At 55.3% G+C, this 22,373-nt stretch carries 15 protein-coding genes; 12 read left to right on the top strand and 3 right to left on the bottom strand.

Features of this window, described 5'->3' with window-relative positions:
• Window positions 1-39 precede the first annotated feature (39 nt).
• Window positions 40-1,845, bottom strand: a complete 1,806-nt coding sequence (locus JXQ78_RS16555; RefSeq protein ID WP_330632943.1) for an ABC transporter substrate-binding protein — start codon at window positions 1,843-1,845, stop codon at window positions 40-42.
• 117 nt (window positions 1,846-1,962) lie between these two features.
• Between JXQ78_RS16555 and JXQ78_RS16550 the strand changes: the two genes are divergently transcribed.
• Complete coding sequence (locus JXQ78_RS16550; protein ID WP_330632942.1) at window positions 1,963-2,196, top strand: hypothetical protein; 234 nt, start codon at window positions 1,963-1,965, stop codon at window positions 2,194-2,196.
• Between the two features lie 511 nt (window positions 2,197-2,707).
• Here the strand turns inward: JXQ78_RS16550 and JXQ78_RS16545 are convergent.
• On the bottom strand, window positions 2,708-3,427 hold the full coding sequence (locus JXQ78_RS16545; protein WP_330632941.1) for a sugar phosphate isomerase/epimerase family protein: 720 nt from the start codon (window positions 3,425-3,427) through the stop codon (window positions 2,708-2,710).
• Window positions 3,428-3,511: 84 nt separating this feature from the next.
• Here JXQ78_RS16545 and JXQ78_RS16540 point away from each other — a divergent pair, with 84 nt between their 5' ends.
• The 11 genes from JXQ78_RS16540 (at window position 3,512) to JXQ78_RS16490 (ending at window position 21,780) form a co-directional block, all read left to right on the top strand.
• Window positions 3,512-4,609 (top strand): Gfo/Idh/MocA family protein, encoded by a 1,098-nt coding sequence (locus JXQ78_RS16540; RefSeq protein WP_330632940.1) that lies wholly within the window; start codon window positions 3,512-3,514, stop codon window positions 4,607-4,609.
• A 220-nt stretch (window positions 4,610-4,829) separates the two neighbouring features.
• Window positions 4,830-6,902, top strand: coding sequence for a cellulase family glycosylhydrolase (locus JXQ78_RS16535; RefSeq protein WP_330632939.1), 2,073 nt, complete (start codon window positions 4,830-4,832; stop codon window positions 6,900-6,902).
• A gap of 7 nt (window positions 6,903-6,909) precedes the next feature.
• Window positions 6,910-8,892 carry a cellulase family glycosylhydrolase gene (locus tag JXQ78_RS16530; protein ID WP_330632938.1) on the top strand — a complete coding sequence of 661 codons (1,983 nt, stop codon included), beginning with the start codon at window positions 6,910-6,912 and terminating at the stop codon, window positions 8,890-8,892.
• A 168-nt stretch (window positions 8,893-9,060) separates the two neighbouring features.
• Window positions 9,061-10,467, top strand: a complete 1,407-nt coding sequence (locus JXQ78_RS16525) for a twin-arginine translocation signal domain-containing protein (RefSeq protein WP_330632937.1) — start codon at window positions 9,061-9,063, stop codon at window positions 10,465-10,467.
• Window positions 10,468-10,472: 5 nt separating this feature from the next.
• Window positions 10,473-12,380, top strand: coding sequence for a cellulase family glycosylhydrolase (locus JXQ78_RS16520; protein WP_330632936.1), 1,908 nt, complete (start codon window positions 10,473-10,475; stop codon window positions 12,378-12,380).
• Complete coding sequence (locus JXQ78_RS16515) at window positions 12,380-14,158, top strand: fibronectin type III domain-containing protein (protein WP_330632935.1); 1,779 nt, start codon at window positions 12,380-12,382, stop codon at window positions 14,156-14,158. The genes JXQ78_RS16520 and JXQ78_RS16515 overlap by 1 nt, the downstream gene beginning before the upstream one ends.
• The gene (locus JXQ78_RS16510; RefSeq protein WP_330632934.1) at window positions 14,155-16,341 is read left to right on the top strand and encodes an endo-1,4-beta-xylanase; all 2,187 of its coding nucleotides are present in this window, start codon (window positions 14,155-14,157) and stop codon (window positions 16,339-16,341) included. Before JXQ78_RS16515 ends, JXQ78_RS16510 begins: the two co-directional genes overlap by 4 nt.
• Before the next feature lie 338 nt (window positions 16,342-16,679).
• Window positions 16,680-18,170, top strand: a complete 1,491-nt coding sequence (gene dndC / locus JXQ78_RS16505) for a DNA phosphorothioation system sulfurtransferase DndC (RefSeq protein ID WP_330632933.1) — start codon at window positions 16,680-16,682, stop codon at window positions 18,168-18,170.
• 10 nt (window positions 18,171-18,180) lie between these two features.
• Window positions 18,181-20,205, top strand: coding sequence for a DNA sulfur modification protein DndD (gene dndD, locus JXQ78_RS16500; protein WP_330632932.1), 2,025 nt, complete (start codon window positions 18,181-18,183; stop codon window positions 20,203-20,205).
• Entirely contained in the window at window positions 20,202-20,612 is a 411-nt protein-coding gene (gene dndE, locus JXQ78_RS16495) for a DNA sulfur modification protein DndE (protein ID WP_330632931.1), read from the top strand. Before dndD ends, dndE begins: the two co-directional genes overlap by 4 nt.
• A complete protein-coding gene (locus tag JXQ78_RS16490) occupies window positions 20,602-21,780 on the top strand; it encodes a cysteine desulfurase family protein (RefSeq protein WP_330632930.1) in 1,179 nt (392 codons plus the stop codon). Before dndE ends, JXQ78_RS16490 begins: the two co-directional genes overlap by 11 nt.
• Before the next feature lie 128 nt (window positions 21,781-21,908).
• Here JXQ78_RS16490 and JXQ78_RS16485 read toward each other — a convergent pair whose 3' ends face one another.
• Window positions 21,909-22,373: a hypothetical protein gene (locus JXQ78_RS16485; RefSeq protein ID WP_330632929.1), complete on the bottom strand. Its 465-nt coding sequence runs from the start codon at window positions 22,371-22,373 to the stop codon at window positions 21,909-21,911.

Raw genomic sequence — 22,373 nt, 5'->3', positions numbered from 1 at the left:
TGTAATCGGTGAGTTCTCGTGTTTGATTCTAGCTGGCGGTTAGCCCTTGTACTCCAGATCGCCCGTTCGTGGCAACCAGGTGTTCGGATACCGGATACCGAGTGAATCGGTTCCCTCATCTGGCATGCTCCACTCGCCTTCGGCGTCGATGAACGACTGTCCCATCTTCTCCATGACGGGCAACATCGGGAGATCCTGATTGGTGACCCAGGCGAGCTCGACCGTTATTTCGTTGATCGTCGCTTCATCAGACGCGACCGCGAGCTCGTCCAATCGGTCGGACGGATTGATGGTCTGCTCGCCAGAGCCGTCCATCGCTGGCACCGTCACGTCGCCACGGTCGCCGCCGCGGGTTGTATCAGCTGCCGGGTAGTTATACGAAAATCCACGGGAGTTTTTCACCAACTGGTGGTGAAGCGAGAAATATGGATAAACACCCTGTGGGACGCCATCAAGCCATCCGCCGGTGGTGATTGCGAAATCGCTGTTCGGCCAGACGGTGTCGGTCAGCGTTCCGTAGTCGCGTGATTCCGAACTCGCTGCAAAGCCAAATGAGCTGAGCTGATCGACGATCGTTTTCGTCGCATCGTTCCAGTCGTTCCAACCACTGGGCTCGACGATCGGCACCTCAACGACGTTTCCGTCTGAATCCACCCAGTTTCCGTCCTGTTGTGCGTAGCCTGCGTTTTCGAGCACTTCAGTCGCTTTCTCCGTCGCGGCGGTATCAGCGCCGTAATCGTCGAAGGCGTCGGTGTGGTCTCCGATCCACTGTTCTTGCTTCGAGGAGGGGATTCCAACTGGATATGGCGGCACCGATTTCGAGGCCGCAGAGACGTTATTGACGACCTGCTTGCGGTTGATCACGTACTGAATAGCCTGTCTGACCGCGCGATCACCCATATGCTGGTGATCGTGGTTTGGAACCAACCCGTACCCCCACGCTCCCGGCGTCTGGACCTGCATGAAGTTCTCCGGGAACGATTCCACGACATCAGGCGGAGCGTACAGATTGAACGCCGAGTCGATCTCGTCGTTTTTCAGGGCCTGATACACCGAGTTGTTATCCTCGTAGTATTTGAAGACGTACTCGTCAAAATTGATGTTCCCAGCATCGGGGTGGTCGTCACGCTTTTTCAACAACAGCTGTTGCTGGTCTTTGCTCTCGATCGTCCAGGGACCACTCGCGATCGGCTCCGAGTATGCAAACTCGGTGAGCGCCTGCAGCCCGGCTTCTTCATCCTCCTCGATCTGATCGAGAAACTTACCGAACTCGCTCGCTTTCTGGTGGAGATACCGAGCAGCGAGGATGTCGTATTTGGGGATCTGCTCACCGAGTTCGGAGTTAAAGGTGAACGTTACCGTCGTATCATCTGTCGCCTCAATGCTCTCGGTGTAGCCGGCATACGACGCGCCGGTTTTGAGCCCGAGATTCAACTGCGTGGCAACGTCTTCGGCCGTTACGTCGTCGCCGTTCTCCCAGGTAAGATCCTCCCGGACAGTCAGCTCGAATGTATTGCCGCCATGCGACCAGTCGGAGATTGCATACCCCTCGAACTCCCCGGTTTTGATGTTGTATGCCACGAATCGATCGAAGATGGCGCGTCGGGAGATCTCCGCGCGGGTAGACGGATTCGAGTTATTCCACTGAAGTTCCGCAGGGATCTTGTTCGTCATACTGACGTGGCGAGCGCCCGACCCATCACCGCCGCCACCGTCCGTCCCATCTCCTTCGTTACTAACGAGATCCGCACACCCCGCAAGCGAAATCGCACCTGCCGCACCGCTCAATTCGATAAATCGACGCCGATTCAACTGCATGTGTCGGCTTTCGTCGTTCTCTACCATGTTACACGTTAACCACGAGACACACTGGACAATAAATGTTGTGGTAATAACATCTATTCTTGATATTCCAACGTAGCAGATACGAATATTCATACGATTACACTCAAACAAGTAGTTATGTCCTGGGTAGATTCGTTCTGGGCGTACGTTTACGAGCAACGCGCGTATGGAGTCCTGATGCTGGCGTTTCTCTCTTTTATGCTCGTGCTCTCGTTCGTCCCGCTGGCGTTCGGAGAGCCAGGGACGGCGTCGTATCGGCTTGGACTGATAAATATTGGACTTATCGTGATTGCTGGAGGAACGACCGTTGTTCTGTTCGCCTACAGTTATCGCCGTCGTCGGTCGTTCTAATTGCTCAATTGATGCAAATGGTGTTCACAGGATAGAAACGTCCGCACGGATTCATCCCCACAGGATCTACCACTGGTTGACAACCCAGGACATTGCTAGCCGTCGAATTTCTCTTGTTACCGTCTTTCATCTCCCAGTCGTTCCATTCTACGGCCAAACACAGCTAGTCGTTTGATTCTGTACAACGGTGCTGTCTTTTACTGACTCCGTTTGATACTATCAATAACAGTTTCCAGTGTCGAAACACGCCGCCAATCCGAATCGATTGATCGATATCCAGATCTGTAGCGGTGAATCGATCGTGATTCGCGATTGGCGGTCCGTTACACGAGTACGGATGTAACACGTGGCCGACTGGCGTTTGACACTGTGAAACGGCGGTGTCCGTACCGCCCTTGTGTTTGTGATCGGTTAGATACTGGTCTGTCGGGCATTTGCTGGCGTCAGCAGGAATGAAATGGATTATCCTGTTAGATACACTCAAACAAAGTGGGTGGTTGCTGATTGTGAGCTAGCGATTCAGGATGGCTGCGCCGGTCTCGAGCGACTGGAGTGGATTCGTCGGCTCGTCGTGTTCATACACGAGAACGGAACTGTCGGCTGCGGTGAGACACCCCTGGATATCAACATCGCCGGTTCTGACCTCGACGGGGGTTGCGGTTTCACTGTCACAGTCGGTAACGTGGAGCAGTTTACACCGATCGCCGTACCGCTCGAGAAATTCGACGGGATCGCTGCCACCGGCTTCGATCCAGCCGATATCGAATTCGAACCCCAGCGCGTCATCAGTTTGCTCGATGAGCACCTCAAGTGCCGTCGACCCCGCAAGCTCTCGGAGCTCGTGGTCGTGATTGTGGTAGTGCAGCGTCGCGCCTGCGTCGGCTACGTCCTGGGCAAGCGTGGAAAGTCGCGTTGCGGTCTCCTCGATCGTGTCGGCTGTAAACGCCTCCGGATCGAGCCATGGCACGACGAACGTATCACAGCCGACAGCACTGTACGCCTCGATAACGCCTTCGAGATCGGTTTCAAGCCGCTCGATGTCAACGTGTGCACCGACCGCCTCGAGTCCAGTCCGTTCGAGAACTCTGTTCACCGCCGCAGTATCGCAGTCGGCAAACCGATGAGCGAACTCCACGCCGTCGATGGTGGTCTCCCCAATTCGCTCGAGCAACACGGGCAACGGGTGATCGATCTCTCGGAGCGTGTACAACTGAATTGCTGTAGAGCTCACGTTTGGCGTTTTGTCTCCGATGATAAATATGTATTCCTGGAACGAAATTGCTATTTATCAGGTACACTCTGTGTTACTGTGCGGATGAGTCAGCACACAGTAGCAATCATTGGAACCGGTCCCGACCCCGCTACTCCAACGGTGGAGGGGTTCGCGATGGGATACCGGCATGCAGAAGCGTATCGAGCGAATGACCAGTGTCAACTCGTGGGGTGTGTCGATTTGATCGAGGAGCACGCGGTCGCGTTTGCAGACGAGTTCGATCTCCCAGACGAGGCGGTGTTTACCGACACTGCATCGATGCTCGATACGCTCGAGCCCGAAATCGTCAGCGTTACCGTCCCTCCGTCGGCCCACGAAGCTGTCGTCACGGAGTGTGGAGCTCACGAGTGCGTACAGGCGATCCACTGCGAGAAGCCGATTGCCGACACCTGGTTGGGTGCACAGCGGCTGGTCCAGGCGTGCTGGCGCACCGGAACGCAACTCACATTCAACCGCCAACGCCGGTTTGCAAAGCCGTTCACGGAGGCAAAGGCTTTGCTCGATGCCAAAGCGATCGGCACGCTAGAGCGCATCGAAATCGGCTGGGGTGATTTTTTCGACACCGGTGCTCACACCGTCGATCTTGCCGGTATGTTCGTCGGCGAATGTCCCGCAGAGTGGGTTATCGCTCAGCTCGATTACCAAGCAGAGGACGTTCGCTTTGGCACCCACCAGGAAAATCAGATGTGGGCCCAGTGGCGGTACGATTCTGGGGTCCACGGGATGCTCGCCACCGGCGAGGCCAGTCACCTCGTCGATGCGACGATGGTGCTTCGGGGCACTGATGGAACCATCGCCATCGATTCCTCCGATGGAGCGACCCTCGAACTCACACAAAATGGGGAAACGTCGTCGATCGACGTGGATGGCGAGTCGATTCATCACACGCCCGCCGATAGCGAACTCTACGGCTCACGGCTCCACTCCCGGGCAATCGACGAGATGCTCACCGCGCTAGAAACCGGGACGGAGTCGAATTTATCCGGGCGAATCGGCCTCAACACGGCCGAAATTCTGTTCGCCGGTTACGAATCAGTCCGTCGGCGCGAACGGATTGATCTCCCGCTCTCGATTGCAGATCATCCACTCGAATCGCTCGTCGAAAGCGGTGAGATAACCCCGACACCTGCTCAGGACTGAATCGCACGCCACATTCACGGCCGTACGTGGGGTCGAGAGTGACCACGCCAGCCTGGATGATCTAATTCGGTTCGGTGGTCGCCGAGAATTGTTCACCAATCCTCATCAGATTTTACGAACTGTATATAGTAGTAAGAATTAATAGATTGGAGTATATCATACAATGACGTACCACGCAGAATAGCGTGGAAACGTCAGCGGACGATGGGTGGGTACCATCATGAGTGACAACAGTAACAATCGAACGACCGAGGAATCGAGCTCTCTGAGCACGGGACTGGGCGCGTCTCGTCGGGATTTTCTCCGGGCGACGGCGGCGACGGGATCCATTGCGCTGTTCGGGGCTGGTGCAGTCTCGACGGCGGGCGCGGCGGAGATACCAACACCACGGCTCCATCGAGACGGGAATTTGCTCCGGGATCCGGACGGCAATCGGGTGACGCTGCGCGGGTTGAACATTGCAGATCCAAAACGAGTCGACGTGACGGCCCCGGCCAGGGGGATGAATGCGGTTCAGGTGATCGACAGCCTGACGGACACGTCGAACGGCTGGTATCCACGGGTAATTCGGTTGCCCGTACAGCCGGTTGACATCGGCGAGTACGAGCCAGGCTCTGGACCACCGATTCCCGCGTTCACGGAGTCAGAGCTCATCAGCTACATGGACGACCATCTGGATGCGGCCGTCCAGCGCTGTAAAGACCGCGGGGTGTACTGCATCATCGACTACCACAGACACCGTGATGTATCGTGGGCAGAGGGCCAATCAGGGCCAGTGAACACGGCACTACAGGACGAGGTGGATCTGTTCTGGGACGTTGTGGCTCCCAGATACGCGGATGAATCACACGTGCTCTATGAGGTGTACAACGAACCCCAGGAGCCGGGGATGTGGAACGATCCGACCACGACAGAGTGGGTTGCAGACATCTGGCAGCTCTGGCTGGAGATGGCTCAGCCATGGGTCGATACGATCCGTTCACATGCGGACAATCTCATCCTGATGGGCTCGCCGAGCTGGTCACAGAGTCCGGAGGGAGCACTCGTTGAGGAGTTCGACGGCTCGGACATTGCCTACACCTATCACATCTATCCCGGGCACAACTCCAGTCAGCAAAACGACTGGGAGGATGCTACGAACAACGGCGAGGGCGTCGCCGGCGTCTACGAGCAGGCTCCGCTGTTCGTCACGGAGTTCGGCTGGGAAGAAGGTGCTGGCCAGTATATCGGTGGTACGGATTCGGGATTCGGAAATCCATTTCTCGACTGGTTAGAACACCACGAGGCGATCCACTGGACGGCGTGGGTTGCGGATCCGGTCTGGCGACCGGTGATGTTCGAGCGGCCGTTCGCGGATAATGCCGACGATTCGATCGGCGATCCGTACAATGGTACCGTTCCGACGGACTGTCCAGACCGGCCGTGTGAATGGTCGCTCACGACTGGTTCTGGTTCGATGGGCGATGATGTCAAAACCGCCCTGTACGAGAACCGCAACGACGGCATTCCCGGCGACGGCGGTGGTGGCAATGAGGACTCGACAGCACCGACACCACCTTCGAATCTCACTGTAACAGAGACGACTGCCAGTTCCGTGACGGTCAGCTGGGACGCAGCCAGCGACAGCGGTACGGGCGTCGATTCGTATCTTCTCACGGTTGACGATCAACAGACACAGACCGTGCCGGCCGGAACCACGAGTGCCACGCTTTCGGGGCTCAGTTCAGATACCAGCTACTCGGTCGGTGTCTCGGCACTCGATGGCGCTGGCAACGAATCTGGTGTCGTAACGGTGACCGCGACGACGTCGCCTGCAGACGATGACGATGGCGATGACACGACTGAACCACCCGCAAACGCGCTCGTGATCGACGATTATGACGGCGACCCCGGCTGGGCAAGTAACAACAACGATCTCGGTGAGTGGTGTGGCGCTGGATCGTTCGTCAACGGCGGTGGCACCGAATCCGGCGGCACACTTACCCTTGAGTACGACAACGGCGGCTGGTTCCAGAGCCAGATCAACCAGACGATACCCGATTACACCACGCTCGTCATCCGCGTCCGCGGTGCGAACGGGGGCGAAGAGAGTGACATTCTCTTCGATATGGGCGGCGTCCGGACGCTGCTCGCGAACGTCACCGACGATTCGATCACCACGGAGCTCTCGAACGTCGCGGTCGATCTCGAGGCGGCTGGCGTCGACACGTCGGCATCGTCTGGGTCGCTTCGCTTTAACTTCTGGCAGGGCGGTGCCAGCACGATCGACATCGAACACATCTATCTCGAATAATACGACAATGACACAACACACGGACGACACAACGGAGACAGGAGAGACTGCACAAACGACTGAATCGACGGCACAAACGGGCAGATTCACCCGACGGAGCGTCCTGAAGGCGGCCGGGGCTGGGGCACTCACGCTTGGATTCGCCGATGCACTGGTCAGCTCGGTGTCGGCTGTTGGCATTCCCACGCCGTGGCTCCATCGGGATGGCAATCTAATCAAAGATCCCAGCGACAACCCGGTGATTCTTCGGGGGGTGAACATTGCGGATCCCGCGCGGCTGGCCAGAAGCTGGCGCAGCAAAGACGCGATGGCGGTGTTCGAGAAGGCGACGAACACCGACGAAGACTGGTACAGTCGCATCATCCGAATCCCAACTCAGCCACAGGACATCAGCGGTGTGAACAACAGCCTCCAGATGGCACACGGCGACGATTGGGGGCCATTGCTTCCGGGACAGTTCAGCCAGGCGGATCTCGAGACGTTCTTCAGCACGTACATGGATCCCCTCATTGACGCTGCCGAAGAGCAGGGACTCTACGTGATGATCGACTACCACCGCCACTTCCCGATCTTCCATCAGCCACAGCACGAGGAGGACCTTGGGGAGTATCAATGTGGGAATGAGAGCTTCCCGAATGACATCGGCTTCTGTGGTGAGCGGGGTGTGCTATGGAATTCAGAAGAGCAGGCGTCACAGCTCGATGGCTACACCGAAGAGTACGCCGCTGCACTTGACGATGAGCTCCGGATGTACTGGGAATTCGTCGCGCCTCGGTACGCCAACCGATCACATGTCATCTATGATGTGTACAACGAACCGACCGGTCCCTACGCCGGTGACTGGGGTGCCCCGGATACACTCCCGCATTCTGGTAATGATGAGGGTGGCGACGACACTGATGTGACTGATCCAGTTTGCAAGGACTACTGGGACATGTGGGTTGACCGGGCTCAGCCGTGGATCGATATCGTACAGGAGAACGCTCCACAGAACCTCGTCACGATCGGGTCGCCACGATGGAGTCAGTACACCTACTGGGCACCGGAAAACGAATTCTCGGGTGACAACATCTGTTACACCGGTCACGTGTACACTCACGATTCGATGCGGCCGCTCTCGACGTACTTTGGCGAACCGGCCCAGGACGTTCCGATCTTCTTCAGCGAGTTCGGTTGGGCGGAAGGCGGCGGCAAGGACAACTTCTCGTTCCTTGAGGGGACGGCCTCCGAGTATGCCGACGAGTTCGCGACGTTCATCGAGAATAACCCCGTTCACCCGATCTGCTGGAACTTCGATCACACCTGGGAGCCGGCCTTTTTCCAGCACGATTCGAGCCAGGACGGCACCTGGGAGATCTGGGACTACGAGGCCCGTCCCGGGCAGTGGTGGCGTGAGTTCCTGGCGACCCACCAGTCCGACGATCTGCCCGGTGGTGGTAATGGGACGCCGACACCAACAGCGACTTCGACGACGACCACCACCGACACCACGACCACGACGACCTCGACGACCACAACCAGCCCCTCGCCGACACCAACGGAGCCGCCGGGCGATGCGCTGATAATTGACGATTTCGACGGTAATCCGGGCTGGTCGACGAATTCGAACGATCTCGGAGAATGGTGTGGGGCAGGCTCGTTCGTCAACGGTGGGGGCACTGAATCCGGTGGCGCGCTCACGCTTGAGTACGACAATGGCGGCTGGTTCCAGACCCAGATCAACCAGGATATCAGCAACTATTCGATGATCGTCATGCGGATGCGTGGCGATACCGGCGGCGAAGAGAGCGAGTTCGTCTTCGACATGCCGGGCGTCAGAGCTCCCCTCTCGAATGTCACCGGCGATTCGATCACCACGAGCTTCTCGAATGTTGGCGTCGATCTGGATGCTGCTGGCGTTGACACCTCGTCGTCGTCGATTTCGCTGCGCCTGAACTTCTGGCAGGGCCACTCGAGCACGCTCGAAATCGAGGAGATCTTCCTCGCCTGATCGCGCCCTAGACACTTTCTTTTCTCTTGCTGTTGATTTTGAAGCAAATGATCACACGACACCAATGACACACCCGAGAAACGACCGACCACACAACACAGTCCGACCGAGCGTTGCGAGCACACTCAGAATTGAGGAACACAGACACGAATAACGAGTGGATTTACGATGCCACAGGACGATATACACGACACCGACCGAACGACCGAGGAGAAGCCACCGACACGCGTATCGCGGCCGTCACGTCGCACGTTTCTGAAAACGGGGGCCGCATTGGGGGCAGGAAGTCTCCTGGTCGGATACGGATCGACAGCCATGGGACAGAAAGTTGAAGCAATCTGCAACGGCGAGGGATCGATTTCCGTCAGCGATGGCTTTTCGTTGATCGGCAACGAGTGGGGCAATTCCGGGGCAGATCAGTGCATCTGGCGCAACGACGACGGCAGTTACGGCTACGAGTTCGACGCGAGAAACACCGGCGGTGGGATCAACTATCCGGAGGTGTTTGCCGGAACAAGACCCTGGGGGTCAGACACTGGAATACCGGAGTTTCCAATCCAGCGCCGGGATATTGATGAGCTGATCATCGACGTTGCGGCCAGCTATTCGATGAGCAACGGCGAGTGGGACTGGGCCGAAGAGTGGTGGCTCCTCGAACAGCCACCGAGCCAGCAGCCCGAAACCCACCAGTATGAGGTGATGTTGTTGCTCGACTGGGGTGGCGGTCACAACCACGGCCCCGTTCAGGACGAAGCGGCCTGGACCGACCAGTTTGGAAACACGGTTGATCTGTGGACGACCTACGACTCCGGTGGAACGGACGCCTATTTCTACATTTTCCGCATCCAGGGGGGCCACGACGGCGGCAAGATCGATATGACCGAGATCGTCGACTATCTGACGGCCGATGGCGTTCGTGAGGATCTCTACGTTTCAGGGATCGAACTCGGCAGCGAGTACTGGCAGAACGCCATCGGTGAGATGACCTACGAAACGTTCGATGTCACGATCAACGGATCGACGTATAGCTCTGGGAGCGACGGTGAGCCGACGCCCACTCCAACGGCGACTGCAACTGACACGCCGACAGAGACGGACACGCCAACGGAAACCCAGACCGACACTGATCAACCGGGCGATGTACTGGTGATCGACGACTTCGACGGCGATCCTGGTTGGTCGACGAACTCGAATGATCTCGGTGAGTGGTGTGGTGCAGGTTCGTTCGTCAATGGTGGGGGCACTGAATCTGGTGGCGCGCTCACGCTTGCGTACGACAACGGCGGCTGGTTCCAGACGCAGATCAACCAGGATATCAGCGAGTACGCCACGCTCGTTATGCGGGTCAGCGGTGCGAACGGGGGCGAAGAGGGCGACATTCTCTTCGATATGGGCGGTGTCCGCACGTTGCTCGCAAATGTCACCGACGATTCGATCGGGACGTCCGTCACGGATGTGCGCATCGATCTGGATGCGGTGGGCGTCGATCGCTCCTCGTCTTCACTTTCGCTTCGCTTGAACTTCTGGCAAGGCGGTCACAGCACGATTGAAATCATAGCGCTACAGCTGCAGTGATAATCATGACACAACAGGAAGATACCACCAACTGCATCGCCAACCCGGTACCGGAAACACACTCGGAACCGCGAGTGAGCCGACGGCATACGCTTTGTGCCATCGGAATGGTAGCTGGTTCTCTCGTAACTGGTCGAGCCAGTGCTGGGGTACCAACGCCACGACTGCACACCGATGGCCGGTGGCTCAGAGATCCAAACGGCAACACCGTACAGCTCCGGGGGATGGCGACCGCCGATCCGGGATTTTATCGACGGTTCCATCCAAAATCATTCCAGGAGGTGCTCCAGTGGGCGACCGATGAGAGTAACGGCTGGTATCCAAACGTCGTTCGGCTTCCGATAACGCAGGACAGCGTCGCCCACTTCGGGATTACAACGCTGATCGAGGAGATCATCCGTCCGGCAGTGAATGAGCTTACAGCACGCGATGTGTATGCGTTGATAGATTTTCATCTCATCAGACCGTACACACAGCCCGCAACGGAGACGTACAACGAGGAAAATGATGAAAACTTGCTTCCAATCGACGACGTGATGACGACGTTCTGGTCGGCGGTCGCCCCCGAGTTTGCCGATGACGAACACGTGCTGTTCGAACTGTTCAATGAGCCTACACAGCCAGCGATGTACGGTGACGACGCTGGGGCCTGGCAGACATGGCGAGACGCGGCCCAACCGTGGGTGGATCTGATCAGAACGTTCGCTCCGAGTACACCGATAATTATCGGCTCGCCACGCTGGACATCAGTCACCCATATGGCTCCGGAGTTCCCGTTTTCCGGTGAGAATTTGCTGTATGCCGGCCATATTTATCCGGCAAACGGCGCACCATCGTCGTTCGACCAGTACTACGGCACTCCAGCACTCGACGTTCCGGTCGTGATCACCGAATTCGGGTGGGATCCGGCCGGTGGAAGCGTCGATCAGGGAACTACCGAGGACTGGGGCGAACCGTTCCGTCAGTGGGCCGAGAGCTATCAGAATATGGGCTGGATATCGTGGTGTTTCGACGATTCGTGGGCCCCGACGTTCTTCGACTCCCCGGACGCCGGTGCAAACGAACCATGGACACTGAAGACAGACTCCTCTCAGATGGGTGGCTACGTCAAATCATGGCTCGCCGATCGACGCAATGACAGCATTCCAGAGTCACCGATCGACGACTCGCAGTCGCCGCCAACACCACCGAATCTTACCGTCACGCAGGCCACCGATCAGAGCATTGAGCTCTCCTGGGAGAGTGTGACCGACCGTGGAGATGCGGGTCTTTCACACTACGTGGTGTCGGTCGATGGGTCGTCTGTGGTTGCGGTTCCTTCAGGTACTACGATGGCAACAGTGACTGATCTTGCCCCTGACACCACTTACGAAGTGGGCGTTATCGCAGTCGATCAGGCTGATAACGCGTCTACTCCGGCACGTATCACGACAACAACGCCCGGTGATGATGGGGATGGAACGGAGCCTCCACCGGACGCGCTCGTGGTGGACAACTACGACGGCGATCCGGGCTGGTCGAGCAATCGGAACGATCTCGGTGAGTGGTGTGGGGCAGGTTCGTTCGCAAACGGCAGTGGTATCGAATCAGATGGTGCACTCACCCTTGCGTACGATAACGGTGGCTGGTTCCAGACGCAGCTCAACCGCGATATCAGCGAGTACGCCACGCTCGTCATCCGCGTCCGCGGTGCGAACGGCGGGGAAGAGAACGATATCAGCTTCGATATGGGTGGTGTCCGGACGTTGCTCGCAAATGTCACTGACGATTCGATCGGAACGACAGTCTCTGATCTCACGATCGATCTCACCGAAGCCGGCGTTGACAGGACGGACCCGTCCAGCTCCCTCCGACTGAGTTTCTGGCAGGGTGGAAACAGCACACTCACTATCCAATCGATCCATCTCTCATAATGCACCGAACAAACCCAAACAACGGCGATACGACACTGAGTACAGAGGCGACAACCGAAAATCAGAGTAAATCGACGAAAGCGTCGTGTCTCTCCGCACGGGCGAGCACGTCACGGCGGTCGGTTCTGAAGGGAATGGCCGGAGGAATGGTCCTTGGGCTCAGTGGAATCGGCTCGACGAGCGCCACTGGCGCATCGTTCGGTGATGGAGTGAATCTCCAGCCGTCGTATTTCTGCAGCGGCGACCAGCAGTTGGGATGGGGACTGATGAACCAGTATCCCGACATACAGACGGTTCGCATCGAGATCGAGCCGTTTTCGTTCGACGAAGTAATCACAACCCGCGATGACGCAAAGCGGTGGATCGATGAGGCCACGACGAACGGCTACGACGTAATCGCCAGCTACCACCACTATCCGGACAACGGCGCATCTGACGCTGGCTCACTCCAGTCGGCTGCCGAGTGGTGGGTGGACCACTACGACTATCTCACGCAGGACGCCTCGATCACGATCAATCTGATGAACGAGTGGGGTGATCACACCGTTACGGCCGATCAGTACGCGAGTGCCTACAACGAGGCACTCGAAACGATTCGCTCGGGAACGGGGTACGATGGTCCGATCGTCTGTGACGCGCCAGGCTGGGGACAGGAGACACACCGGTTGGTTGAGGCAACGACGATGATCGATGATTCGAACCTCATCTGCTCGGTGCACGTCTACCCAAGCGGGTGGAATCAGCACGTCAACGAGGCGCTTTCGCCTTCTCATCTCGACGTGCTCGATGCGACGGGCTATCCGTGTCTGATCGGCGAATTCGGGAACTGGGCGGCGAGTTCGAGTGGGACGGACTGGGAAGCAGTGGTCGATCACGCGAAATCGCTCGGCTGGCCAGTGATTGGCTGGGCATGGAACGGGGATGGCTCCGACGAGCCGATGAACATGGCAGATCCCTACTGGGGTGATTCGTGTTCGGCGAGCTCGTACACCTCGAGCGACTACTTCGATGTTGTCTACGCCAAACTCGGCGATTCAACAGCCGATACCACACCTCCAACCGAGCCATCGGGACTGACGACGACGCCTGGGGAAACGACCGTTGCGATCGACTGGACTCCAGCCACGGACGCAGAAACCGGTGTCGCACAGTATGTAGTGACTGTCGATGGATCGAACGATCACACCGTTCCCGCCGGTACCACATCAAGTACTGTCTCTGGACTGACACCAGAGACGACCTACCAGCTCGGTGTTGTCGCCGTCGATGGCGCAGGCAATTCGTCGAGTCCAGCGACGACCACCGTAACGACGGTGGCCGACGACACTGATCCACCAGCGTCGACACTGGTGATCGACAATTTCGACGGCGATCCGGGTTGGTCGAGCAATCGGAACGATCTCGGAGAATGGTGTGGTGCCGGGTCGTTCGTCAACGGTGGGGGCACTGAATCCGGCGGCGTGCTCACGCTTGCGTACGACAACGGCGGCTGGTTCCAGACCCAGATCAATCAGGATATCAGCGACTACTCCACGCTCGTCATGCAGGTCAGTGGTGCGAACGGCGGCGAAGAGGGCGACATTCTCTTCGATATGGGCGGTGTCCGCACGTTGCTCGCAAATGTCACCGACGATTCGATCACGACGACCGAATCCGCTATCGCCATCGATCTCGTTGGCGCGGGCGTCGATCGCTCGTCATCTTCGCTTCGCTTGAACTTCTGGCAAGGGGGCACGAGTACACTCGAAATAACGACGATCAGACTCGAAGAGCAATGACAGGCGATACTCAACCACCAAAAACAGACGAATCGACCGCGACAGACACGGGCGTCGGTTTCGATCGACGGGCGTTTCTCAGGGCTGTGGGTGCGCTGGCGCTCTCTGCCGGGCTCACCGGATCGGCTGCCGGCGAAACGGCGGATACGTCGAAAACGGTGGCCGAACGGATCGACGAACATCGAACGGGAACGCTTGAGGTCACCGTCGAACGAGAAGACGGCACGGTCGTTCCCGACGCCCAGGTCGAAGTCACGATGTTGGAACACGATTTCGACTTTGGCACTGCAGTCAACGCGAACACACTGCTCAATGAGTCCAGTGTAGGGGACAACTATCGGACGTACATTCCAGAGCTGTTCAACACTGCAGTGCTCGAAAACCGGCACAAGTGGCGCTTTTTCGAGACCGAAGGGCAGCTGGCCGATGATGCCACAGACTGGCTGCTGGGAGCAGGACTTGATGTACGTGGTCACGTCTGCATCTGGGGTAGCGATGGCGTCAGCGCGATTCCGGACGACGTGCAGACGGCAATCGACAACGGCGATGCCCAGACGATTCGAGACCGGTCGATGGCACACATCGAGGAGATCATCACCCACTACGGCGAGGACATCACCGAGTGGGAGGTCGTCAATGAGGCGATGCACGCATACCAGCTCCAGCGCGGTGTGTACGGCGACCAGATCGACACTGAAGAGCCCTGGACCGGCGAAGTCATCCCATGGAGCTCTCAGTTGCTCACTGACTGGTATACCACGGCCGAGGCTGTGATCGAGTCGAACGATCTCGACGTTGGGATTGGCGTCAACGACTTCAATCAGTTCGCCTACGACTACGTGGACGGCCGGTACGAAACCCAGATTGACCATCTCCAGTCGAGTGTGGATCTCGATACGATCGGACTGCAGGCCCATGTGGCAGCGCGTACCGGCGAAAACGATACGAATTCGAATCCCGACGCAAGGATTTCGGCCAGCCAGGTCGCGGCCGAGATCAACCAGTGGGCAGACCACGGCGCGCGCGTGAAGATCACTGAATTCGACATGTACAACGGTGACGACTGGACTGACGACGAAGAGCGGGCGACCGTTCTCGAAAACTATCTTCGTGGCGCGTTCAGCCATCCCGGTGTCGATGCGTTCATCATGTGGGGCTTTTGGGATGGTCGCCACTGGGAGAACGAAGCGCCGTTGTTCTATCAGGACTGGTCACCCAAACCCGCGTACGACGTGTGGAACGAACTGGTTTTCGGCGAGTGGTGGACCAGCGAGGGCGGACTCACCGATTCGGATGGGACGTATTCGACTGCCGTCTATCTGGGTGACCACGAGATCACTGTCAGTACTGACACCGACAGCACAACCGCCACCGTTTCTGCAACCGACGCTGGGACGCCGGCTGCGGTCACCGTGACGGTCTCGGGTGATGGAACTGGCGAAGACACGACGCCACCGGCCACCCCAAGCGGTCTCTCGGTGCCCGAAACAACCGCCGAGACGGTGACGCTCTCCTGGGAGGCCGCCACCGATACGGGTGGCAGTGGGCTTGATCAGTACGTCGTCACCGTCGATGGTACGACCACACAGACGGTTCCGGCCGGCACGACACAAACAACGCTGTCGGGACTCACGCCCGAGACCACCTATTCGATTGGTGTGTCGGCCGTCGATGGTGCCGGCAACGAGTCGGCTGCGACTACTACGACGGCAACGACTGACGCCGGCAGTACTGACCCACCGGGTGACGTGCTGGTTATCGACGATTTCGACGGCGATCCAGGCTGGTCGGCCAATCGGAACGATCTCGGTGAGTGGTGTGGTGCTGGGTCGTTCGAAAACGGCAGTGGATCGGTGAGCGATGGCGCGCTACTCCTGGAGTACGACAACGGCGGCTGGTTCCAGACCCAGCTCAATCAAGATATCAGCGAGTACGCCACGCTCGTACTGCGGCTTCGCGGTGCGAACGGGGGCGAAGAGAGCGAGGTTCTCTTCGATATGGGCGGGGTGCGAACACTGTTGTCGACCGTTACCGACGATTCGATCACCACGAGTTTCACTGATGTGGCGATCGATCTGGAGGCGGCCGGCGTCGATCGTACTGGTTCGTCGCTATCGCTCCGATTGAACTTCTGGCAGGGTGGCTCGGGCACGATAGAAATAGAAGAAATTAGACTAGAATAGGATAATCAACTTCCTTACAAAATCAAATTTCAAAGCGTATTCATTGCCAAACGCCTATGATAGTTCCAAATTACTGCGATAATAGAAAAATATGTCGATATACTATATGGATCTCCCCCGAGTAATTGGAATTGACTAATAAATTTTGACGCGAATTATTATAAATACTTATCTGAGGATATAGGGTGTGCGTGGCCACATTAGTGGAAGATCAAATAAATTAGCATCTTCGAAATCACAGCGTAGAAGCTCTAAGATGGGAGAATTACTGAACAAGCTAGTTAGGCAAAGTCGTGTGGTTTTAAGAGCTTTCCACAGGGAAATAGCATAAGACAACGATGAGTACTTTTAGGGAAATTCAAGATGTGCCGAATACAGGACAGGAAAAAGGTGACTCTGTATTTGACCGGCGTGATCTAAGCGATATACATGATGAAATAAGGGAGGTCTATCTTGCGGATAGACGTCCCTGGGTAATCGGTTATAGTGGTGGCAAAGACTCGACTACCGCTCTCCAACTTATCTGGTACGCGATCTCTGACCTGCCTGAGGAACAGCAAGATAAGCCAGTCTATGTCATTTCTAGCGATACCTTGGTAGAAACACCAAAAATAGTCAACCATATCGTCAGTACTCTTGAGAATGTAAATGAATTTGCGGCCAAGGATGATTTACCGTTTGAAGCTCATAAAGTCACACCACAAATCGATGATACATTTTGGGTGAACCTGATTGGACGTGGATACCCGGCGCCCAACCAGAATTTCCGTTGGTGTACGGAACGGATGAAGATTGACCCAGCGGATAACTTCATTAAGGAAAAAGTATCAGAGCACGGTGAGGTTGTTGTTATCCTCGGTGCACGGAAAGCCGAATCTTCAACCCGGAAACAGGTAATGGATCTCCATGCTATTGATGGCAGCGTACTTTCACGCCATTCCAAATTCGCTAACGCCTTCGTCTATACCCCGATCGAAGACTGGATTGTCGATGATGTCTGGTCCTATCTGCTACAGGTTGATTGTCCGTGGGGTAAGAACAACCGTGACCTTGCTGCCCTCTACCAAGAAGCTGACGACGAGTGTCCCATGGTGATCGACACCAAAACCCCGTCCTGCGGCAATAGCCGGTTCGGTTGCTGGACCTGTACTGTCGTCTCGGAGGACAAAGCGATGCAGAACATGATCGACGAGGGAGAAGATTGGATGGAATCTCTCCTTGAGTTCCGAGACTTTCTCAAGATGACGCAGGATCCCGAGAAAAAACCGCAGTACCGAGAGGTAAAAGGCCGACAGCATGGACGGGTCAGGGAGAAAACCAACGGTAGCGACGGTATCATTCCCCGTGCCTATAAATTCGAATTCCGCAAGGACCTGTTGGAGAAACTGCTGCAGACCCAGAAGGAGGTGAACGATGAACTACCAGAGGACGAAGAGGAGATGGTGCTAATTCGTAAGGAAGAACTCCGTGAAATCCGACGACTCTGGAGAGAGGAACAGTCCGACTGGGAAGACTCCGTGCCCAAGATTTATCGAAGGGTTATGGACGAGGATACAATGGAGTGGGTTCACGACGATCTCGGAACCTTCGGGGCGGATGAAGCCGAACTCCTCGGAGAGATCTGTGAGGATCATGATGTCCCGAGAGAACTCGTTCAGCGCCTTCTCGACACCGAATTTCAACACTACGGAATGAAGCGACGGGCCTCGATCTATAACGAATTAGATAGGGTGCTGAAAGAGGATTGGAGACCAACGGACGAAATTATCGCTGAGATCGAAGGAGAAGACCGCGTCGAGACCTGGAAATACCCAGGCATTGAAGGATAATACCTCATATATGAAATTCAATAAGCTTGTTATCGAGGATTTCGGCCCGTATCGTGGGCTGAACGAACTGGATCTCACCACTACAGATGACTCACCTATCATCCTGTTTGGTGGGCAAAACGGAGCAGGGAAAACTACCCTATTCGAAGCCATCCGATTTTGTCTCCACGGACGCAGTGCTCTTGGCCGTCGTGTGGCGATGAGAGAGTATCATCAGACCATTCGAAGCCGTCTGCATGACTACCCAGACCGTAAGGCAGAAACAGCATCAGTCCGGCTTGAATTCGAATATGCCCACATGGGTGAGAAGGACCATTATTCCGTGGAACGAACTTGGCGTGACAGAGGAAAGAGCATCGTTGAAAACGTGGAGATGCGTCGGAACGGAAAGATTCCGACTGAACTTGACAAAGATCAGTGGCAGGATTTCCTCCAGCAATTGGTTCCGCCTGGTGTCGCTCAGCTGTTTTTCTTTGACGGCGAAAAAATACAGGAACTCGCCAGTGCTGTCGAGTCTGATGACAGCTTCACAGACTCGATGTACTCTCTTCTAGGCCTAGACCTCGTCGACCGGTTAGATACTGATCTTTCTATCTACGTTTCACAGAAGCTCGATAGCTCCGGTGTTGAAGGTATCAATGACGAACTCGAAGAATACCGTGGGGAGAAGGAAGCGTTAGAAGAAGCAATTGAACGGTTAGGTGCAGAAAAATTCGAGAAGAGAGAAGAACTCGGCGCAATCCAAGACGAGATCAACAAGATTGAGGCTCAAATCGCATCCGAAGGCGGCTCCTACGCTACCCGCCGTGATGACCTGAAGGAACGCCGAGCCGAACTTAAGGCCAGTATCGCTTCCCATGAAGAGCAGATTGAGGAAATAGTCACTGGAATTTTCCCATTCACATTGGCACCAGACCTCTGTGAAAACGTTGTTGAACGTCTCCAAGAAGAAACCGAGCAGCAGAATCAGCAGACTGCAAAGGAAGAGCTCACCAAAGAACTCGATGATGTGCTAGATGAAGACGATGTCTGGGAAGACCTTGGTGTCAGCGAAGGCGACGTCAACGAACTTACCTCCCGTATCTACTCCAAACTCGAGGGCCAACTTGAACACGATGGCGACGATACGCAGTTAGCCCATCAGTTCTCCCGGGCGCAACGTCAAGACATCTACTCGGTTGTTGACCGAGCGATGAACGACATTCCTGAGCAGTTCGCCGAGATCAACCACAAGACAGAGGCTGATGTCCGGGAGCTGCAAGAAGTAGAAGGTAGTCTTAGTAAGGTTCCCGACCAATCGGTTATCTCACCGATGATCGACAAATTGAACGATCTAACAGAGGAGAAAGGTTCACTCAAAAATGAGATTGAAGGCCTAGAAAGCGAAATCAACACACTTCAGAACAAGCTCGAAACAGTAAATAGCCGTATTCAGAGCAAGCTCGATGAAAAGTCCCGGCTCGAAGATGTCTCTGAACGCGCCAACCTCGCTTCCGACGTTCGAAAAGCAATTAAGGACTACCGAGATGAACTCACAAAGGAGAAGCTCGGGAAGCTAGAAAAGGTGCTAAGTGATCGCTACCTCACTCTTTCCAACAAGAGTGACTTCTACGAGAAAATCCAGATTGACGAGGACACACTGGACATCTCTCTTATCACGAAACATAGCAGCCAGAAACCACATACAGAATTGTCGGCGGGTGAACGACAAATTTTCGCCACGTCTCTACTTTGGGCACTTGCTGAGATTTCTGGTCGACCGCTTCCGTTCATCATTGATACGCCGCTTGGACGATTAGACCAGAATCATCGGAATAACCTGATTAAACAGTTCTTCCCAGAGGCGTCACACCAAGTTTTGATTTTCTCTACTGATACCGAAATCGACGACCAACAGTACAAAGTCTTGAGTCGCGATGTGGCGAAAGCTTACCACCTCGAATATGATGAAGCAGAAGGAGTCACGGTTCCAACCGAGGGGTACTTCTGGGATGACGACACAGAACAGCTCTCTTACGGAGAGATCACATCATGAGTAACGAATTCAACCGTATCACATTGGGAAGCGACGCAACGCATCGATTACAAATGCTGAAAGGCCGGACAGGAATGACCCACAATTTCACCTGTCGGATTGGTCTCTGTTATTCGTTAAACGAGCCTCGGCCTCCAAGCCAAAGAGAGTACGATACAGAGGGACTCACCATCAATCGCTACACCCTGTTCGGAGAGCACGAAGCTCTCTATCTCGCACTTGTCAAAGAACGGCTTATTCAGGAGGGAAAAGACCCCGATGAGGATCTCTACGATGAATTAGTGGCACACCTGAACCGGGGTGTCGTCCGAATCTTTGGAAATATCAAGAATATCAACGATTACTATACCCTGATGCCCGAACGGCTCAAATCAGAACAAGGTGATCTGGCCACGAATGAGTCCTAACCCCAAATCTCCAATATATCTTGACCACCACGCTACAACTCCTGTCGACGAAGCGGTTGTCGAGGAGATGCAGCCGTATTTCACAGAACAGTTCGGAAACCCGGCTAGTGATGATCACATCTTTGGATCCAACGCCAAGAGGGGCGTCGAACAGGCCCGGGAACGTATTGCGGATGTCATCAACTGCCGGAGCGAAGAGGTCATCTTCACCAGTGGGGCCACAGAGTCGGATAACCTCGCTGTCCGTGGTGTAGCTGAATACGCCAAGAAACAGGACAAAGGTAGCCACATCATTACCAGCGTCACCGAACACGAAGCGATCCTAGAGGTTTGTAAATCCCTCGAGAAAGACGGATTCGACATCACCTATCTCACCGTTGATGCACACGGTTGTGTCGACCCACAAGATGTTAAAGAAGCGATTCGGGAAGACACCATCCTGACCTCGATAATGGCCGCTAACAATGAGATCGGGACTATTGCACCGATAGAAGACATTGGGGAGATTGCCAAGAACAATCAGGTCTTCTTCCATACTGATGCAGTCCAGGCGATGGGATATGTCCCGATCAACGTCCAAGCAATGGGGGTCGATCTAATGTCACTATCTGCTCACAAAATCTACGGCCCGAAAGGGGTCGGGGCACTCTACGTCCGTAGACGAAACCCGAAGGTCAAACTCCAGCCATTGATTCATGGGGGAGGCCACGAACGAGGGTGGCGCTCTGGAACGCTTAACGTTCCATCGATCGTCGGATTTGGGAAGGCTGTCCAGCTGGCTGACGAGCAAATGCAAGAGCGTAGTCAACATGTTACCGAGCTCACCACAGCGATGTGGGAGCGAATCAATACTGAACTCGACGATGTTGTCCTGAATGGCCATCCAGAAAAACGAATTCCGAACAATCTCAATATCTCCTTCACTGGCGTAGAGAACAAAGCGTTGGTCCAGAATCTGCAACCTGACATCGCGGTTTCCGCTGGTTCTGCCTGCGCAACGGGGAAGGTAGAGGCATCTCATGTTCTCCAGGCAATCTCAGATGAAGAGGATATCTGGCATTCAGCCATCCGATTCGGGCTCGGTAAAGACAACACTCAAGAACAGATTGAATATGCGACTGACCAGGTAATTCAGTCGGTTAACCGGCTTCAAAAGCTGACGTTCTAACAGTCGTCGGTAACACCAACCATATCTTCTTTAATTTGGTCTTTGAACATCACAACAAATATTTTATAATAGTTTATAGAAGATAATTGTACAACCCTGAGCCCGGGAATCGATCTGTGACTTCAGTTCTATAGGTCATTGAGGAAGTTGTAGTAAAGTTCGAGAAATTCATCCAGTTGGGATTGTGGAGTAATTTCGCTTCTGACTAGTCGGAATCCTTTCTCGGCATAGCAGTTGAGAACTTGGATTCCTTCTTCTGAGAGCCGAGTGTTACTGCTGGAGTCCAGCAGGTTCAACATCAGCTGCCTAATCTCTTCTTTCTGTCCCCAGGGGATCCCTTCTCGCTCGATCTCGGCTACAATTAGCGAGCCGTAAATCTCGTATTTCTGGTCATCGTAGTTCTGGATAACATAGTCGACAAACTGCTGCTCAGCTGGAGGCTCCTCGTCATCTGGGACACGGTTGCGGGCTTTGATCCCTGCCATTGCAGAGAGGTAGTACTTGTCCCAGTCACTCTCAAACTTGTTGGTTGTACTGGCTTTGTTAATGTTATTATAGTAACTTCTTGATTCCTTGCTCAATCTAAAAGACAT

The organism is Halocatena halophila (assembly GCA_027563145.1).
Lineage (GTDB): Archaea > Halobacteriota > Halobacteria > Halobacteriales > Haloarculaceae > Halocatena > Halocatena halophila.
This window is presented reverse-complemented; position numbering and strand designations above follow the sequence as displayed.

Bases quoted from the DNA above. Each gene is read 5' to 3' on its own strand.
- dndD (WP_330632932.1), top strand. From the start codon at position 18,181: ATGAAATTCAATAAGCTTGTTATCGAGGATTTCGGCCCGTATCGTGGG.
- JXQ78_RS16540 (WP_330632940.1), top strand. From the start codon at position 3,512: ATGAGTCAGCACACAGTAGCAATCATTGGAACCGGTCCCGACCCCGCT.
- dndC (WP_330632933.1), top strand. From the start codon at position 16,680: ATGAGTACTTTTAGGGAAATTCAAGATGTGCCGAATACAGGACAGGAA.
- JXQ78_RS16520 (WP_330632936.1), top strand. From the start codon at position 10,473: ATGACACAACAGGAAGATACCACCAACTGCATCGCCAACCCGGTACCG.
- JXQ78_RS16525 (WP_330632937.1), top strand. From the start codon at position 9,061: ATGCCACAGGACGATATACACGACACCGACCGAACGACCGAGGAGAAG.
- JXQ78_RS16555 (WP_330632943.1), bottom strand. From the start codon at position 1,845: ATGGTAGAGAACGACGAAAGCCGACACATGCAGTTGAATCGGCGTCGA.
- JXQ78_RS16530 (WP_330632938.1), top strand. From the start codon at position 6,910: ATGACACAACACACGGACGACACAACGGAGACAGGAGAGACTGCACAA.
- JXQ78_RS16535 (WP_330632939.1), top strand. From the start codon at position 4,830: ATGAGTGACAACAGTAACAATCGAACGACCGAGGAATCGAGCTCTCTG.
- JXQ78_RS16485 (WP_330632929.1), bottom strand. From the start codon at position 22,373: ATGTCTTTTAGATTGAGCAAGGAATCAAGAAGTTACTATAATAACATT.
- JXQ78_RS16510 (WP_330632934.1), top strand. From the start codon at position 14,155: ATGACAGGCGATACTCAACCACCAAAAACAGACGAATCGACCGCGACA.
- dndE (WP_330632931.1), top strand. From the start codon at position 20,202: ATGAGTAACGAATTCAACCGTATCACATTGGGAAGCGACGCAACGCAT.
- JXQ78_RS16490 (WP_330632930.1), top strand. From the start codon at position 20,602: ATGAGTCCTAACCCCAAATCTCCAATATATCTTGACCACCACGCTACA.
- JXQ78_RS16515 (WP_330632935.1), top strand. From the start codon at position 12,380: ATGCACCGAACAAACCCAAACAACGGCGATACGACACTGAGTACAGAG.
- JXQ78_RS16550 (WP_330632942.1), top strand. From the start codon at position 1,963: ATGTCCTGGGTAGATTCGTTCTGGGCGTACGTTTACGAGCAACGCGCG.